13 protein-coding genes are annotated in these 17,520 nt (G+C 62.7%); 9 read left to right on the forward strand and 4 right to left on the reverse strand.

Annotated elements, in window-relative coordinates:
• Window positions 1–11 precede the first annotated feature (11 nt).
• From F3Y30_RS17550 to F3Y30_RS17560, 3 genes are all read right to left on the reverse strand, one after another.
• Complete coding sequence (locus F3Y30_RS17550) at window positions 12–2,510, reverse strand: TonB-dependent receptor (RefSeq protein ID WP_203423982.1); 2,499 nt, start codon at window positions 2,508–2,510, stop codon at window positions 12–14.
• 151 nt (window positions 2,511–2,661) lie between these two features.
• Complete coding sequence (locus F3Y30_RS17555) at window positions 2,662–3,615, reverse strand: FecR family protein (protein WP_203423983.1); 954 nt, start codon at window positions 3,613–3,615, stop codon at window positions 2,662–2,664.
• A gap of 121 nt (window positions 3,616–3,736) precedes the next feature.
• Window positions 3,737–4,225, reverse strand: coding sequence for an RNA polymerase sigma factor (locus F3Y30_RS17560; protein WP_246752778.1), 489 nt, complete (start codon window positions 4,223–4,225; stop codon window positions 3,737–3,739).
• A 351-nt stretch (window positions 4,226–4,576) separates the two neighbouring features.
• On the opposite strand from F3Y30_RS17560, the gene F3Y30_RS17565 reads away from it, so the two are divergent.
• From F3Y30_RS17565 to F3Y30_RS17595, 7 genes are all read left to right on the forward strand, one after another.
• The gene (locus tag F3Y30_RS17565; RefSeq protein ID WP_203426665.1) at window positions 4,577–5,812 is read left to right on the forward strand and encodes an MHYT domain-containing protein; all 1,236 of its coding nucleotides are present in this window, start codon (window positions 4,577–4,579) and stop codon (window positions 5,810–5,812) included.
• Window positions 5,813–5,950: 138 nt separating this feature from the next.
• Window positions 5,951–6,814, forward strand: coding sequence for a xanthine dehydrogenase family protein subunit M (locus tag F3Y30_RS17570; protein WP_203423985.1), 864 nt, complete (start codon window positions 5,951–5,953; stop codon window positions 6,812–6,814).
• A gap of 13 nt (window positions 6,815–6,827) precedes the next feature.
• A complete protein-coding gene (locus F3Y30_RS17575) occupies window positions 6,828–7,328 on the forward strand; it encodes a (2Fe-2S)-binding protein (protein ID WP_203423986.1) in 501 nt (166 codons plus the stop codon).
• A complete protein-coding gene (locus F3Y30_RS17580) occupies window positions 7,325–9,742 on the forward strand; it encodes an aerobic carbon-monoxide dehydrogenase large subunit (RefSeq protein ID WP_203423987.1) in 2,418 nt (805 codons plus the stop codon). The genes F3Y30_RS17575 and F3Y30_RS17580 overlap by 4 nt, the downstream gene beginning before the upstream one ends.
• A 91-nt stretch (window positions 9,743–9,833) precedes the next feature.
• A complete protein-coding gene (locus F3Y30_RS17585) occupies window positions 9,834–10,703 on the forward strand; it encodes a MoxR family ATPase (protein WP_203423988.1) in 870 nt (289 codons plus the stop codon).
• Complete coding sequence (locus F3Y30_RS17590; protein ID WP_203423989.1) at window positions 10,700–11,899, forward strand: VWA domain-containing protein; 1,200 nt, start codon at window positions 10,700–10,702, stop codon at window positions 11,897–11,899. Before F3Y30_RS17585 ends, F3Y30_RS17590 begins: the two co-directional genes overlap by 4 nt.
• 11 nt (window positions 11,900–11,910) lie before the next feature.
• Window positions 11,911–12,753, forward strand: coding sequence for an XdhC family protein (locus F3Y30_RS17595; RefSeq protein ID WP_203423990.1), 843 nt, complete (start codon window positions 11,911–11,913; stop codon window positions 12,751–12,753).
• A 59-nt stretch (window positions 12,754–12,812) separates the two neighbouring features.
• On the opposite strand, the gene F3Y30_RS17600 is transcribed toward F3Y30_RS17595, so the two are convergent.
• Window positions 12,813–14,090, reverse strand: a complete 1,278-nt coding sequence (locus F3Y30_RS17600; protein WP_203423991.1) for a 2-hydroxycarboxylate transporter family protein — start codon at window positions 14,088–14,090, stop codon at window positions 12,813–12,815.
• 211 nt (window positions 14,091–14,301) lie between these two features.
• Here F3Y30_RS17600 and F3Y30_RS17605 point away from each other — a divergent pair, with 211 nt between their 5' ends.
• Entirely contained in the window at window positions 14,302–15,234 is a 933-nt protein-coding gene (locus F3Y30_RS17605; RefSeq protein WP_203423992.1) for a LysR substrate-binding domain-containing protein, read from the forward strand.
• A gap of 121 nt (window positions 15,235–15,355) precedes the next feature.
• Complete coding sequence (locus F3Y30_RS17610; protein ID WP_203423993.1) at window positions 15,356–17,437, forward strand: DUF4387 family protein; 2,082 nt, start codon at window positions 15,356–15,358, stop codon at window positions 17,435–17,437.
• Window positions 17,438–17,520 lie beyond the last annotated feature (83 nt).

Below are 17,520 nucleotides of genomic sequence, written 5' to 3' on the forward strand. Positions count from 1 at the left end.
CGGAATGCCTGCTAGAACTTGAACTTCGTCGAGACGTTGAAGCTGCGCGGCTCGCCGTAGAAGCCGGTGTCGAAGTTTCCAAGCGTCGTGAAATACTTCTCGTTGAGAGCGTTCTTGACGTTGAACGTCACGTCCACCTTCTCGTTGAAGGAGTACCGCGCCATCAGGTCGACGAGGAACACATTCTTCTGCGTGAAGTCCTCGTAGACGTTCGCCGGGCTCCAGACGTAGCCGTAGATCTTGTCCTGCCACCTGACGCCGCCACCGATCGTCAGCTTCTCCCACTCGCCCGGCAGCCGGTATGTCGTGAAAAGCTTGACGACGTTTTCGGGTGCCGCCGTCTGGACGAAGGAATAGACGCGGTCGCCGTTCTTCTTGCGCGCGTGGGAATAGGTGTAGCCGGCATAGATGTTCCAGTCGGGCCGGATCTCACCCGAGGCCTCGATTTCGAAGCCCTTGGTCGTCACGCCATCGGCTGCGGTGTAGTAGTAGGTGCCCGTGACCGGATCGTAGCCGGCCTGCTCGGCGAGATTGTCCTGCTTGGTCAGGAACAGGGCGGCGGTCGTGTTGAGCGCGCCGTCGAAAAACGATCCCTTCACGCCGGTCTCGAAGCTGTGCCCCTGTTCGGGATCGAGATAGTTGCCGCTGGCATCCTGGTTGCCTTGCGGCTTGAAGATGCTCGTGTAGCTGCCATAGACCGAATAGACGTCGGTCACGTCGTAGACCACGCCGAAATAAGGGGTAACCTCGCCCTTTACCGAGTAGCTGGCAGCCCCCGCCCAGGTGTTCGTTGCGTTGTCATACGTCCCCTTGTCGTCGAAGTCCCACCAGCTGATCCGGCTTCCCAGGATGACCGAGAGGTCATCGGTCGGCTTGAGCCGCACGGCGGCATAGGTGCCGTACTGCACGAGCTTGGTCTCGTATCTGCCGAGGACGTCGAAATCGGGCTCCTCCGTATCCCCGTCCCATTCGAAGAAGTTGGGGACCGAGGGGTCATATCCCACGCCGCCATAGCTGTACCACGGCCCCTTGTCGGTGCTGCGCGATGCCGTCGCGCCGACCATCAAATCGTGTTCGCGCCCAAACAGTTCGATCGGACCGGAAGCCTTCACGTCGAAGGTGTTCTGGATGACGCGCCCCTCGTATTTGCCGACATACTGGAAGACGCCCGCACCGGTTACCGGATCTGGCCAGCCGCCGCCGGCCGAGCCCAGCACGCTGTCATGGCCGTCGCGGCGATGGTTGAAGGTCAGGTCGAGGTTCCAGCCGTTGTCGAACTCGTGCGCGAGCGTTGCGAAATAGTTGTTCGTATAGGTATCGCGCCGGCTCCAGTCGGTTGCCGGGTTGGTCGACACGTCCCAGTCGGTTGTCGTACCGTCGCTGTAGAACATCGGCAGGCCTGTCCAGCTGGTTCCGCGCGGGAGATTGCGCTGGTAGTCGGAGCCGACCGTCAGGGTCGTGTTGTCGGTGATGTCGGCCTCGAGCACGCCATAGAGGGTGAACTTCTCCTTCTTGTAGTGATCCAGGTAGGATTCGCCGTTCTCGTAGGATCCGGCAAAGCGCCCGCGCAGCGAACCGTCGGCATTGAGGGGACCGGACACGTCCATTTCGGTGCGATAGGTCTGCCAGGAGCCGACACCACCGGTCAGTGAAGCCTGGAACTCGTCGGTCGGGCGCTTGCGAACCAGGTTGACCGCGGCACCCGGGCTCCCTGCGCCCTGAAGCAGGCCGTTTGCACCCTTCACGATCTCGATCCGATCGTAGATCGTCATATCCGCGTTGCTGAGACCGTAGTCGTAGACGCCGTCGGTCTGCACCACGACGCCGTCATACTGGAACTCGGTCAGCGCAAAGCCGCGTGCGAAGAACTCGGTGCGGTCACTGTCATACTGCTGCAGCGTGATGCCGGTCGCCGACGTGAGCGCGTCACTGATGGTGGTGGCCTCCTGATCCTGCATCAGCTGGCTGGTCACGACCGTCACCGATTGCGGCGTCTCCCGGATCGGGAGCGGAAGGCCGGTCGCCGTGCTCATCTGGCCGGTGGTGTAGGAGCCCGTATTCTCGGTGGTCTGGCCGAGCCCTTCGACCTGGATCGGATCGAGCGGCGTCGACCCGTCGATAAGCCCGCTGACGCCGGCCGGCGTCAGGCGCGGATCGGAAATCGTCACTGTGTTGGCGCTGGTGAAGCGGTAAGTGAGGCCCGTGTTGGCCAGTAGCTGCGCCAGGGCCGCCTCCGGGGTATAGCTTCCGGAAAGGCCGGCCGTCTGCTTCCCACGCACCAGATCGGCCGGATAGAGAACCTGGAGGTTGGACCGGTCGCCGAAGCGCGTGATCGCCGCGCCGAGCGGGCCGGCGGGAATGGTGTACTGTGTTTTGCCTGCGCGTTCACCCTTTTCCGCCTGCTGCTGTGCAAGCGCCGGCACGGCAACCGACGCCATGAGCGCCGTCGCCAGCCCGGCAATCAATGCCCCCGCACCCAACGATGCGCCACCCCGAAAGCCTCTTGTCATGCCCCGAATTCACTCCGTTCCTGCAATGCATCCAGGCGCTTGAAGCACCCGTTCGCATCCAAGACGGATCTGGGGACGAAGCCCCTCACCCCATAAGTTGAAAATTTTCATCAAGAATTTACGATCGCGCCTGCATGGCGAGATTTGCGGGTCAGGCGGGACGCACGAGCACCAGGAAATCGGTCAGTCGCGTCACCCGCACCGGCAGCGCTTCCGCGATCGCATCCAGCACGCCGTCGGGGTTGCGGATATCGAAAATGCCGCTGACGCGGAGATTGAGCAGACGGCTGTCCGTGATGCGGATTGTTCCCGAGCGGTAGCGGTTGACGTCCGCGATCACCTGGCGCAACGGCCGGTCCTCGAAGATGAGCTTGCCGCGGCGCCAGGCGGATACCAGCTCCACATCGATGCCGCCGACCGCGCCGAGTCCATCCTCGCCGTAGGATACGTTCTGTCCGACGTGAAGGCTGGCGATCGTCCGGTTCGGTGCCATGACGGAGACCGCGCTTTCCTCGACGGAAACGGTGACCATGTCGAACCACTGGTGCACGACGAAACGCGTTCCGAGCGCGGTGGTGGTGCCGTTGGCCGCTTCCACCACGAAGGGACGATCATTCTTCGCCACATCGAAGAAGGCGCGCCCGTGCAACAGGCTGATACGTCGCGAGCTGTCCGTGAACTCCACGGCAATCGCAGTGTCCGCATCGAGCCCCACCGTGGAACCGTCCGAAAGCGCAATGCTCTGCTGTTGCCCCGTGCCGGTCGCATAGTCGCTGAGCCAGAAATCCGGCAATCCGGCACCTGCAACCAGGCCGGCGACGCCGAGAGCGGCTGCACCCCCAACAAGAAAAGCGCGCCGCCCCATCCCGCGCGTTGAACGTGCGGGCAGACAGATCGCCTGCGTTCGCCGATCCGTCACGCCATCGAGGTCGGTCCATAGGCTTGTCAGCCGCGCATAGGCCGCCCGGTTTTCCGCCGATTGCGCCATCCATGCGGCATGGCCGGCGCGATCGGCGTCCGTCGCGTCGCCGGACTGCATCCGGACGAACCACGCGAGTGCCTGCTCCCTCTGCTCTTCCAACGATTGGTTTCTGGCGTCAGCCATCAGTGCCACCGGCGTTCTGGGCGACCGGAGCATGCCGCAACGCGGAGCTCCGAATCGGTTGTTGCTTTATAGACGGATTTCGCTTGCAGGTTCCTCACCCTCACCGCTTCAAATTGCACCTTCAATCGAGAAGCCCGTCCAGCCGATCGCGGCATGTGGCAAGCGCCTTCATGATGAGTTTCTCGACCGCGCTTCTCGTGATGCCGAGTTCTTCAGCGATTTCCGAATGGCTGAGCCCGTCGAACTTGTGCATGAGGAAGGCTTCGCGTTGCCGCGGCGGCAGGTCGGAGATCGCAATCTCCAGGATCTTGATGCGCTGGCGGTAGTCCACGCTGCGCTCCGCCGAAGCCTCGTCGGACTGGACGTCGTGCCAATCCCCCGAAACCACATGGCGCGTGCGCGCGGCGCGGCTGCGCAGGTGGTCCATGGCAACGTTGTCGGCCATGCGGAAGAGATAGGATCGCGGGTTCTGTATGTCCGTATCCGCGGGGATCCTCTGGATGCGCAAATACGTATCCTGGATGACATCGTCCGCGTCCACCGGTCCGCCCAAACGCCGCGTCACATGCTTGACGAGATCGCCGTAGCTTTCCGTCAGTAGCTGGATCATGGACTTCGTCTTGTTGGCGACCATAAAGGCTGGAACCGGAGAAGGGTGTACCGCCTGGCCCGTCTGGATGCCAATGCTGCACGATCAGAACTGTTTCCACGATGCGGGCGCACCGATGGATATTTAAGTGGACTAATAAAGTCATATTTGACGCTCGTGAAGACCCGTTCGATAGAAAGACACAGGGTCGTTCCGTCCAGTCCCTCAATGAGCCTGCTTCGAGAGGCAGTTGTTCAACTCACAATCGGCGCAAGCATCCGCATCGGACTTGTCAAGTTTCTGTGAGCAGATGTAACCTTCCCGCTGAGGAGAAGGTCGACCCCGAGGAGGAACGGGGCGGCCGATGATATGATGTTCGCAGGACACGATCCATTGCTCGTGGCGCTTTCGGTCGCGATAGCGATTCTGGGCGGTTACACAGGATTCGGCCTTGCGGCGCGCATTCGCCGTTTTCCGGGTGCGAACCGAAGGCTGCTGCTTGCGGGTGCTGCCGCATTTCTAGCGGTCGGCATCTGGACGATGCACTTCATCGGCATGCTCGCCGCTCCCATACCCCCGGATGCTCTCTATCTGGTCCTTCCCACGGTCGTCTCGTTCCTCATCTGCGCTCTTGTCGTTGGCATTTCGCTCTTTTTCGTCAGCATTGGCGACTGTTCCAACAGCCGCGTGCTGGCGGCAGCCCTTCTTCTCGGGCTCGGAATTGCCTCGATGCACTATGTCGGCATCCACGCGCTTGTCGGAAATTTCACCATCGAGCACGACTACGGCATGGTCCTCCTCTCCCTGTTTGTCGCCATGGGGACGGCCTACGGAGGATTGCGCATTTATCTCGCAAGGCATGGCGGCCTCAGGTTCGCGTTCAGCGCCATAGCCTTCGGCTTTGCTGTTTCGGGCATGCACTACACGGCGATGTACGGCATGCACTTCCGCCCGGGCATGGACATGACGCATGCCATGGCGATGGACGGACTGCTCGCATCGAGACAGGTCCTCGCACTCGTCGTAGCGCTCCTCTGTTTCCTGGTCGCAGGCGGTTTCCTGCTGTTTCTCGTGCCTGAACCGCGCGTTCGCCTGAGGTCCCGGTCAGCCTCCGAGGACTTCGGTGACCCCGCCGATGAGGACCAGACCGATCCCGCCGGCATCGCAGCGCCTTCCCCAGCCTCATCGGTGTCGCTTGCAAAGCTCGGCGAGCCGTCGCAGAGGCTGCCCGTCGGGAGACTGCCCCTCGAAGGAGCGAACGGAACGCTCTTCATCGAAACCGGCGACATCCGCAGCATTCGTGCCGACGCCCATTACACTCTGGTTCACGACGGCTCGCGCGAGCGGATGTGTCCTTGGGCTATTTCCGAAGTTGAATCAAAGCTCTGTCCCACCACCTTCATGCGCATTCACCGAAGCCATATCGCGGCGATCCCCCACATCGTCCTGGTGCGGAAGGAAGGCGACGGAGCGGTCGTGGAACTCGACGGTCCTGCTTCGCACCTCGTCCCCGTCAGCCGTGCCAAGGTTGCGGAACTGAAGGTTCGACTCGGCCTTGCAAGGCGGGACTCTGCCTCCGGACGCCACAAAATAGGGCAGAATACCTGACGCAAATCGTGCGCGAAAAACCGCATTTCGTGCGAAACTTTGCTCTTGGTGCGACATCGCTTCCTCCATTCTTGCCAGCACCATTCAGCCGGTTGAGCCTCTGACCGACATCGTATGCCGATCGGTTGGGAGGAGACCATGATACCGGGCGCATTCAACTACCATCGGCCGGGAACGGTGGCCGATGCGGTGAAGTTATTATCCACGCTGGGCGACGAGGCCCGCCCCCTCGCGGGGGGCCACAGCCTGATCCCCATGATGAAGCTAAGGCTCGCGACGCCGGAGCATCTGGTCGATCTGCACGGCATCGCCAGCCTCAAGGGTCTCCGCCGCGAGGGGGACGACATCGTCATCGGCGCGATGACGACGCAGAACGAGCTCGTAAAGGCGCCCGAGATCACGGCGCATCTTCCGATCATCGCCGAGACGGCGCTCCAGATCGCAGACCCCCAGGTGCGCTATCTCGGAACCATCGGCGGCAACGTCGCGAATGGCGATCCGGGCAATGACATGCCGGCGCTGATGTTGACGCTCGGCGCCCGCTACCGCCTCGACGGGCCGGACGGCAGGCGCGAGGTCGCCGCTGTCGACTTCTATCAGGGAGCCTACTTCACGGCGCTCGAACCAGGTGAAATCCTCACCGAAATCGTCATTCCCGTGCCTGCGGCAGGTCACGGCTATGCCTATGAGAAGCTCAAGCGGAAGATCGGCGACTATGCCACTGCTGCTGCCGCAGTCGTACTCACGGTGTCCAACGGCAAGGTCGAGACCTGTCAGATCGGCCTCACCAATCTCTCGGATACGCCGTTGCTTGCCGAGGACGCCGCACAGGCCGTGATCGGAACGAGCCTCGACGAGGTGGCATTGAAGGAGGCGGTCCGACGCGCGCAGTCGATCATGCGGCCGGCGGCGGACGGGCGCGGGCCCGCGGAATACAGAACGCATGTCGGCGGCATCATGGTCATGCGGGCGCTGACGCGCGCCGCCAGCCGCGTGTCCTGACGGGAGGGGAACAATGACAAAGACACATGTGACGATGACGGTGAATGGCACGCAGGTCGAGGGGCTGGTCGAGCCGCGCACGCTGCTCGTGCACTTTCTCAGGGAAAACCTGCAACTGACCGGGACGCATATCGGCTGCGAGACCACGCACTGCGGTGTGTGCACGATCGATATAGACGGCATGTCCGCAAAGAGCTGCACCATGTTCGCGGTGCAGGCGGAAGGGTCGGAGATTACCACGGTTGAAGGCATGGCCAATGCCGACGGCACGCTGTCCGCCCTTCAGGAAGGCTTCCGCCAGATGCACGGTCTCCAGTGCGGCTTCTGCACGCCGGGCATGATCATGCGCGCGCACCGCCTTCTCAAGGAAAATCCTCACCCCACCGAGGAGGAAATCCGCTTCGGCATCGCTGGCAATCTCTGTCGCTGCACCGGCTACCAGAACATCGTCAAGGCAATCCAGTATGCCGCCGCCAAGATCAATGGCGAAGAGTTCAAGGAGGCAGCGGAATGAACGACATGACCATTACGCGCGCCGAGCGCGAAGCCAAGCTCGAGGGCATGGGCTGCAAACGCAAGCGGGTGGAGGACATCCGCTTCACGCAGGGCAAGGGCAACTACGTGGACGATGTGAAACTGCCGGGCATGCTGCACGGCGACTTCGTCCGTTCGCAGTATCCGCATGCGCGCATCAAGTCGATCAACAAGGACAAGGCGCTGAAGGTGCCGGGCGTCCTTGCCGTCCTGACTGCCGAAGACCTCAAGGGCGTGAACCTCGCCTGGATGCCGACGCTGGCTGGCGACGTGCAGATGGTGCTTGCCGATGGCAAGGTGCTTTTCCAGAACCAGGAGGTAGCGTTTGTCGTCGCAACCGACCGCTATGCGGCCGATGATGGCATCAATGCCGTCGAGGTCGAGTACGAGGCGCTCCCCGTCCTCGTCGATCCCTTTCATTCTATGGATGCGGACGCGCCGGTTCTCCGCGAGGATCTGGCTGGCAAGACCGAGGGCGCCCACGGGTTACGCAAGCACCACAATCACATCTTCGAATGGACCGTCGGCGACAAGGACCTGACGGATGCCGCGTTCCGCAAGGCGGAGGTCTCCATCAAGGAGATGATCTCCTACCACCGCACCCACCCCTCGCCGCTTGAGACGTGCCAATGCGTCTGTTCGTTCGACAAGATAAAGGGCGAGCTGACGATCTGGGGTACGTTCCAGGCGCCCCATGTCATCCGCACGGTTGTGGCGCTGATCGCCAAGATTCCGGAGCATAAGATCCACGTGATCGCGCCGGATATCGGCGGTGGTTTCGGCAACAAGGTCGGCGCCTATCCGGGCTACATCTGTGCGGCGGTCGCCTCGATCGTCACCGGCAGACCGGTCAAGTGGGTCGAGGACCGCATCGAGAACCTGACCAGCACCTCGTTTGCCCGCGACTACCACATGACCACCGAGATCGCCGCGACCAGGGAAGGCAAGGTCACTGGCCTGCGCGTGCACGTTCTCGCCGATCACGGCGCCTTCGATGCCTGCGCCGATCCCTCCAAGTGGCCGGCTGGCTTCTTCAACATCGTCACGGGCTCCTACGATTTCCCGACGGCACATCTGGCGGTCGACGGGGTCTATACGAACAAGGCGCCGGGCGGTGTGGCCTACCGATGCTCGTTCCGCGTCACGGAAGCGGCCTACTGCATCGAGCGGGCGATGGACATCCTTGCCCAGAAGCTCGGCATGGATCCCGCGGAACTGAGGCTCAAGAACTTCGTCCGGCCGGAGCAGTTCCCCTACCACTCGGCATTGGGGTGGGAATACGATTCCGGCGATTACCACACCGCCATGAAGAAGATGATGGAGACGGTTGACTATGCCAGCCTTCGTCGCGAACAGGCGGAAAAACGTGAGGCCTTCAAGCGCGGCGAGACGCGCGAGATCATGGGTCTCGGCGTCTCCTTTTTCACCGAGATCGTCGGCGCCGGGCCATCGAAGAACTGCGACATCCTCGGCATTGCCATGTTCGACAGCTGCGAGATTCGGCTGCATCCGACCGGCGCCGGCATCGCCCGTGTCGGATCGAAGAGCCAGGGCCAGGGCCACGAGACGACCTGGGCGCAGATCATCGCAACCGAGATCGGCATTCCGGCCGATGACATCATGGTCGAGGAAGGCAATACCGACACCGCGCCCTACGGCCTCGGAACCTATGGGTCCCGGTCGACGCCGGTCGCCGGTGCGGCGATCGCCATGGCCGCGCGCAAGATCAAGGCCAAGGCGCAGATGATCGCGGCCTACAAGCTGGAAGTCCACGAAGACGATCTCGAATTCGACATCGACGGCTTCCGGGTGAAGGGTCTGCCGGAGAGGTACCTGTCGATGAAGGACATCTGCTGGGCGGCCTACAATTCGCCACCGCCCGGCATGGAACCGGGACTGGAGGCGGTGAGCTACTACGACCCGCCGAACATGACATATCCCTTCGGCGCCTACCTCTGCGTCATGGACATCGACGTCGATACCGGCGTCTACAAGGTGCGGCGCTTCTACGCGCTCGATGACTGCGGCACCCGCATCAACCCCATGATCATCGAGGGCCAGGTGCACGGCGGGCTCACCGAAGCCTTCGCGATCGCGATGGGCCAGGAGATCCGGTACGACGACGCCGGCAACGTGGTGACGGGATCCTTCATGGACTTCTTCATGCCGACCGCCGTCGAAACACCGCATTGGGAAACGGACTTCACCGTCACGCCGTCGCCGCATCACCCGATCGGCGCGAAGGGGGTCGGAGAAAGCCCCAACGTGGGCGGCGTTCCGGCCTTCTCCAATGCAGTCAATGATGCGTTCTCGTTCCTGGGCTCCACCCATATCCAGATGCCCCACGATTTCTGGCGCAACTGGCAGGCGGCGAAGAGCCTCGGCGTGGTTTGATGAAGGGGCAAGGGCCGATGTCGCGCGACGTTTCCGGCCCGGCAGAGGGGGCTTCTCTCCCGAACGAGGGAACGAGGAGAGAAGCCCCCCGTTGTCGCGCACCGAAATCGGCGAGCGGCTGACGAATGCCGGCTACATCGCCGACCGGGAGCTCGTCACTGCGATCTCCCTGATGCAGATGCTTCGCCGGCCGCTGCTTCTCGAAGGAGAGGCCGGTGTCGGGAAGACGGCTGTCGCCTATGGCCTTGCCTCCGTCCACGCGACGGAAGTGATCCGGCTGCAATGCTATGAGGGGCTGGATCAGTCCGCGGCCCTCTACGAGTGGAACTACCAGCGCCAGCTTCTGGCCATTCAGTCACACCAGGGCGCGGACGCTGGTGTGATCGAGGACCAGGTTTTCTCCGAGAAGTATCTTCTCGAGCGCCCGCTCCTGGCTGCGATACGCAGACAGAAGCCGCCGGTCCTGCTGATCGACGAGATCGACCGGGCGGACGAGGAGTTCGAGGCATTCCTGCTCGAAATCCTGTCCGATTTCCAGGTCTCGATTCCCGAACTCGGAACGATCGCCGCCACGTCCATCCCGCACGTCGTCCTGACCTCGAACGGCACGCGTGAGCTGTCCGATGCGCTCCGGCGGCGCTGCCTCTATCATTACGTCGACTATCCGGACGTCGAACGCGAAACGCGCATCATTCTCGCGCGTGTTGAAGGTGCCGGGACGGACCTGGCCCTGCAGATCGCGCGGATGATGGAAGCCATTCGCAAGGAGGATTTGCGCAAGTTGCCGGGTGTCGCCGAAACACTCGACTGGGCGGCGGTGCTCGTCGGTCTGGACATCTCGGATCTGAAGGCGGATCCGGAGGCCGTGTACGAAACGCTCTCGTGCCTTCTCAAGACGCGCGAGGATAAGGCCCGCTTCCGCCGGGAGGTCACGGAACGCCTGCTTGGGAGGGTCGCATGAGCTGTTGCGGCGCGCAGATGACGGCGGAAGAGGCCGATGCAGTCGCCGGCCTCGTAACCGCGAAGCTCTCGGCCTTTCTGAAGACACTGCGCGACAACAGCTTCGCAGTGGGCCTCGGTGAGGGCCGCGACGCGGCCGCACTGATGGCGACGGGTTATGCCCAAAAGCCGGATCTCCTGCGTTCCGCCTTCAAGCATCTCTTCTGCGCGCGAAAGACCGACTGGGAAAAATTCGATGGGCTGTTCGACGCGTTCTGGCTCGGCCGCAGGGTGCGCAATCGCTCCACGGTCGCCGGCAGCACGGACCCCGGGAAGAACCCGGCGCTGAAATCGCTGAAGGACAAGACCTCTAAGGGCGACGGCGCGACAGACCAGGTTCCCTCGGACGGCAGCGATGACCGCGAAGGCGATGGAGAAGGCCGGATGGAAGGCGCTTCTCGCATCGAGTCGATCTCGAGTACCGATTTCCGCAAACTTTCCGACCCCGCCGAGCTTGAACTGGCGCATGCGATCGCGGCGGATCTTGCACGGGCGATGCGATCGCGGCTCACCCGGAGGGAACGGGCCAGGTCGCGCGGCTATCGCCTCGATCTGCGCCGGACCATTCATGGCAATATCTGCCATGGCGGCGTGCCTCTGAGGCTGGTGCATCGGCGACGGCTGGAAAAACCGCTGCGCCTCGTCATGCTCCTCGACGTCTCCGGTTCGATGAGCATGTATACCGGAATGTTCCTGCGCTTCATGCACGGGGCGCTCGATGAGTTCCGCGAAGCCGAGGCCTTCCTGTTTCACACGCGGCTGGCCCACGTCTCCGACGCCATGAAGGATCGCGATCCGGCGCGTGCGCTGGATCGGCTGTCAATGATGGCGCAAGGTGCAGGCGGCGGCACGCGGATCGGTGAATGCCTGTCGGATTTCAATCGCTATCATGCCGCGCGCATCATCCATTCGCGCACCTGCGTGATGATCGTGTCGGACGGATACGAGACCGGCAATGCGGATCAGCTTGAACGTGAAATGGCGGCGCTCCGTCGCCGGTGCCGTCGCATCGCCTGGCTCAATCCGATGATGGGTTGGGACGGCTACGCGCCGGTATCCTCAGGGATAAAGGTCGCCCTTCCCTACGTCGATCTGCACGCACCCGCTCATACGCTGCAAAGCCTTGCCGCGTTAGAACCCTACCTTGCCAGGCTGTGACGGAGGTTGCCATGAACGCCCATGTCGATGTTATGGAGCTGGCTTCCAGGCTGAAATCGGAAGATGAAGCCTTCGTGCTGGCAACGGTGGTGCGCACGGTTTCGGTCACCGCGGCCAAGGCAGGCGCCAAGGCCGTCATCCGCTCCGATGGCACAATCGTCGCGGGCTGGATCGGTGGCGGATGTGCACGCGGTGCAGTGTTGAAAGCGGCCCGCCGGGCGCTCGCCGACGGTCAGGCGCGACTGATCTCGGTGCAGCCGGCGGACATGCTGGCCGAGCACGGCGTCAAGGCGGGGGAAAGTCGCGAAGGCATAGAATTCTCCACCAACATGTGCCCCAGCAAGGGCACGATGGACATTTTCATAGAGCCAGTTCTGCCCCGTCCATCGCTGCTCGTCTTCGGTGCGAGCCCGGTGGCGCTTGCGATTGCGGAACAGGCACGCCCGCTCGGTTTCCACACCACGGTGGCTGCACCGGGCGCCGACTTCGCCGAAACGCCCAACGCCGACCTGCTGGTCGACGGATTCACGATCTCCGGACCACAGGCTCGCCCGTGTTTCGTGATTGTCGCCACACAGGGAAAGGGTGATCAGGCGGCCCTCAAGGCAGCGCTCGCTCTCGATGCCAGCTACTATGGCTTTGTCGGAAGCCACCGCAAGATGGCGGCTCTGAGGCTGGCGCTCGCGGCCGAAGGGGTACCGGCCGAACGCCTGGGCAGCGTGAAGGGCCCGGCTGGCCTCGACATCGGCGCCATCACGCCCGAAGAAATAGCGCTGTCGATCCTTGCGGAAATTCTCCAGGTGAGGCGGCGCGGCCAGCGGACTGATCCGGGAAAGGCAAGCAGCCCGTCTTGAGATTAACCATGGGTGAAAGCTCGACCGGATCCTTGGGGCGCCCTCAGGTGAGAGACAATCTACGCGCCAAGGTATGCCGCCAGGGCCAACGCGAGCGAGATGGTGATTGCTCCGCCCGTGCGTGTCACGATCTGCGCGAATGCCATGAGATCCATACGGCGCGCGGCGTTCAGAATGGCGATATCGCCCGTCCCTCCCATTGCCGCCCGCGCGGTCGTCAGGAGCGCGCAATCCACCGGGGCGAGCCCAACATGGCGAGAGCATAGGTATCCCGTGGCAGTCACTGCGGAAACAACGGCTGCGGTTGTCACGATGTTTGTCGCGGTAAGGCTCTCAATCAGCGTCGGCCAGGGGGCCAGCAACATCCCTGCGGCAAAAAGCACGGGCCAGGTAAGGGCCGCGACGAGAGAGCGGTGCAGGGAGAGTAGCGCCACCCGCAGTCGGGTGGGCAGGAAATCGAAAACGTGCAGGACGGCCGCGATAAGGACGACCGTCAGGGGAATCGGAATCGCCAAGCCTGCAGCCGCAAGCCTCGCCACGCAGTAGATCACGAACAGCAGGAAAGCCGAACTCACGACTGCACCGGCATCCACAGGGCGTGCGCTCGCGTCGACGGCCTTGAACGCCCCATGGTCCCAATTGGTCTGCCGGTGCGTCCCCTCCCTCAAAGAGGGCCCATAGTGGCTGAGCAGTGCCGCCGCCATTACCGCCATGACATTGCCGAGCATGACGGGCGGCAAGATCCGGGAAAACGCTTCCGGCTGGGAAATCCCGAACGTGTTGGCGTAGCCGAGCGATAGCGGCAACGCACCGGCATTGATGCCGCCGCCGAGGACCGGAACGACCGTGTAGAAGAAGGTTGCCGACGGAGCCAGTCCGGTCGCGACACCGGCCAAAGTTCCGGCCAGGACCGCGACAAGGCTCGCGACGACCACCGGAAGTACGAGCTTCACTGAACCCGCGACAAGGGCTCTGCGGTCGATCCCCACCATGCTCCCGACGATCAGAACGGTGACGAAGACCGTGATCAGGTCGGTCGACTGCACGAGTGTTCCCGCCTGCTCGACGGTTGCGGGGGCGATGACCTTCCTGTGGACGAGATATGCCGGGACAAAAACGACTGCGATCGTTTCGAAGCCGATGGCCCTGAGGCCGGGGAGCTGACGGCAGGCATGTCCCAGCGAGAATGCCCCGACAGTCAGCAGAAGGCAGGCGCCGGCGGTGGGGCCGAGCATGCCTTGCTGCGCCGAAAGGAGCAGCACGACCGCCAGGAAGGCCAAGTGAGCCCATCTTGGCAGTCCTGCGAATTGGCCGATGATTTCGATCGCACGGACCATACAACCAAACTCCCCCTGGCGAAGATACAGAGAAACAGTCCCGGCGTGCAGTGCCAAGTTGCAGCCGCGTGAAGTGGCTCAGCTCCAAAAAGAAACGGCATGCTTTCGCAGGGGAGCCAAGAATTTCTCCCAACTTACACAAATTCCGTCTAGTATTGAGAGGTATGCAACTCGACGTTCAAGTCCAGCGTTTCTTCCGGATTATCGCCAGATGCAGCTGCGCCACCTGCGCTATTTCGTCAAGATCGTGGAGGCTGGCAGTTTTTCGCGTGCGGCGGCGGTCATTCATGTCGCCCAACCGGCGCTGAGCCAGCAGATCGCGGAACTCGAAGCACAACTCGGCCTCCAGCTCCTGCTGCGTAGCGCGCGCGGCGTGCGCCCGACCGCTGCAGGCGAGGTACTCTATCGCGAGGCGTCGTCGATCCTGCGCCAGATGGATCAACTCCCCGGGATCGTGCGCTCCAGTGCCGGCGAGGTCGAAGGGGTCGTGAGCCTCGGCATGTCCTCCACTCTCGCCGCCACGGTGGCTGGACGCTTCATAGAGACTTGCAGGACGACGCTGCCGAAGGTCACCCTCAAGTTTTCCGTCTCCGACAGCGAGACCCTGAAGGCACGGCTGGAAGCCCGCACCCTGGATCTCGCCCTGGTCTTCGAGGACGAACTCGTCCCTGCCTTTCGTCGCACGCCGCTTTTCAGGCAAAGGCTCTACCTGATCGGCAGGCCACCGGTCGCCGGCAATGCCTCGTCCGTGTCACTTGCCGAACTCGCCGCCCTGCCCCTCATCCTGCCGAGCCTTCCGAACGTGGTCCGCAGCGTTCTCGACCGTGCCTTCGCCGCAGCCGGGATTTCGGCCACCGTCGTTGCGGAAGCGGATGTGCTGTCCAGCATCCTGTCGGCAGTACTGAGCGGCGTCGGCCAGACCGTGCTCCCCAAAGGCGACCTGTCCGACCTTCCTGACAGCGGTCTCGCGAAGCCTGTCCTGGTAGAGCCGCCCCTCTTCCTCACTGCATCCGTCCTGTCATCCGGGGATTTTCCGCTCACCCATGCGGGTGAGGCCGTCCGCCGCGTTCTCGGCGAATTTGCAGTCGATCACCTGCGCACTGCGCAGGAAGGCGCGGAATGGATCGAGCAGGACCAGCTATAACTCCTGCCGATAGCCGCATATCGAAGCAGTATTTGTTCTTTCTGCCTTCGGGGAACAGTATCCCGCCAAGTCAACCGGGCGGCTCAAGACTATCCGCCCTTTTTACTGAGGGAGTTCTGAGATGCCGAACCTCGTCTACCGTGTCATTTCCGCCTGCGGTGCCCTTGGATACGGATATCCCAAGGAATCGCTCGAAGCCGCATTACAGGGTCGCATCGATGCGATCATCTGCGATGGCGGTTCTATGGATGCCGGCCCCTACTATCTTGGAACGGGCACCGAATACTTCGAGACCGAGGCCGTAAAGGCGGACTTCCGCCACATGGTCGAGGCGGGCCAGAAAATCGGCTGCCCTGTCATTCTCGGAAGCAGCGGCATGGCGGGCGGCAACCGGAATCTCGACTGGATGATCGGCGTCGCCAAGGAGATCTTCGCAGAGCTCCACGTAGCCGATGCAAAAGTCGCCGTGGTCGGTGCCGAGCTCGATCCGGAGATCGTCATCAAGGAATTCCGCAAGGGCGCGCTGCGCTCGACGGGTCGAGGTCCGGAGCTCAGCGAACAGGCGCTGCGCGATAGCACCATCGTCGGGCAGATGGGAATCCACCCTCTGATGACCGCCCTTGAGAGCGGCGCCCAGTATGTCATCGCGGGCAGATCCTGTGATATCGCGCTCTTCGCTTCCGACATGATCCGTCGCGGCATCGCCCCCGGCCTCGCTTACCACGTCGGCCATGTGCTCGAATGCGGCGCCCTCGCCTGCGATCCGGGCTCCCCATCCGATTGCCTCGTCGCCGAGATCTACGACGACGGTTCTGCGCTCTTCATCGCCCCGAATCCGACGCGCCGCTGCACGGCCTATTCCATCGCCGCGCACTCGCTCTACGAGGAGAGCCACCCGCAGCTGCAATTCTATCCCGAAGGCATTCTCGCCATGGAGAAGACCGAGTTCTTTTCCAGGGACTCCCGTGTTGCCGGCATCCGCAACAGCCGCTTCGTCCGTTCGGCGAAACCGTGGCCATGGAGCATCAAGCTCGAGGGCGCCCGCCGGCTTGGTGGCCGGAAGGTCTCGCTTCTCTACATAGACCCATCGGATCTCGGGAAGGTCCCGCCGGACGTCCTCGTCTACGGCCGCAACGGCGTGCAGCCCATCCCGGTCGAGGGATCCGAACGCGAGCTCGGCATCATCATCGAGACTACCGCGAAGAGCGAGCAGGCCGCCGTGCTGCTGGCGAGCGTGCTCACCCACTATCTCATCCACTACGGTTACCCGGGTCGCAAGGCGACCGCCGGCAACATCGCCTATCCGCTTTCGCCCAACCTCGTGAGCTTCCGGCGTGAGGACGGCTCCTATGGGGCCATCGTCCCGAGCGGCACGCGCGATCCGGTGTTCTTCGAAAACTACGCTGCGATCAAGGCGGCCGTGATTAAACTCGTGGAGCAGGAATTTCCGGACGCGCTCGCCAATGCGCACTACACGATCACGGATGCCGATGCCTCCGCCCCGGCAGTCCTCTTGAGGACGGTCGACAGTGATCCGGAGAGGCTCGCCGAGCGACACGCGCGAGAGATCGAAGAAATTACCCGTCTCATCACGTCGAAAACGTCCTCACTCTTCAATCTCGACGCACCGGACGCCTATGCCTGGTCGCTCTATCATCTTCTGCAGAATGAAGACGTGATAAAGAACGTCATGTTTCCGATAACCTACTACCACGCGAACGGGAGCGAGTGGACAATCACGGGCAACGATCGGCCAAAGTACTTCGACATCGGCGAGACGGGTTACAAGGGCGACCTCAACGACCGCACCCTTTCGCTCATCTCCGACATTCCGCCAGATGGAGCGGAGATCGGCACCCACCGTCTGCTCGACATGGCGGTCGTCATTCGCAGCAAGGATGCGGGCGTCAATCGCCTCACCTTCGATGTCATTTTCACCTCGGGGGAAAACTATGAGGCAGCCCTTCGATCGAATGTCTTCAGCAGGGAAAGTATCGCCGGCATACTGAGGCTGCCGGCGGAGAGCATCGTCGGGACATTCTTCGTCGATACCTGCAATGCCATCAAGATTTCGGTCGAGAGGCCGAACATCTCCGCCTCACCCGACGAGCGGGACGTCTTCGGGGCGCAGCAGCAGGCCCGCCTGGAGCGCCTCAGCATACCGATCCATGCCGCAGCCCTTGCGCGGGCGTCGGCCTTCTGAACGAGCGAGGCAGACCGGAGGCGGCCCGCCACGCGGCCATTCATGCGAGCATTGCCGAAGGCGCCCGGTCTTCGGCCCTTCCA

This window comes from Sinorhizobium sp. BG8 (genome assembly GCF_016864555.1).
In the GTDB taxonomy this organism is placed as follows: domain Bacteria; phylum Pseudomonadota; class Alphaproteobacteria; order Rhizobiales; family Rhizobiaceae; genus BG8.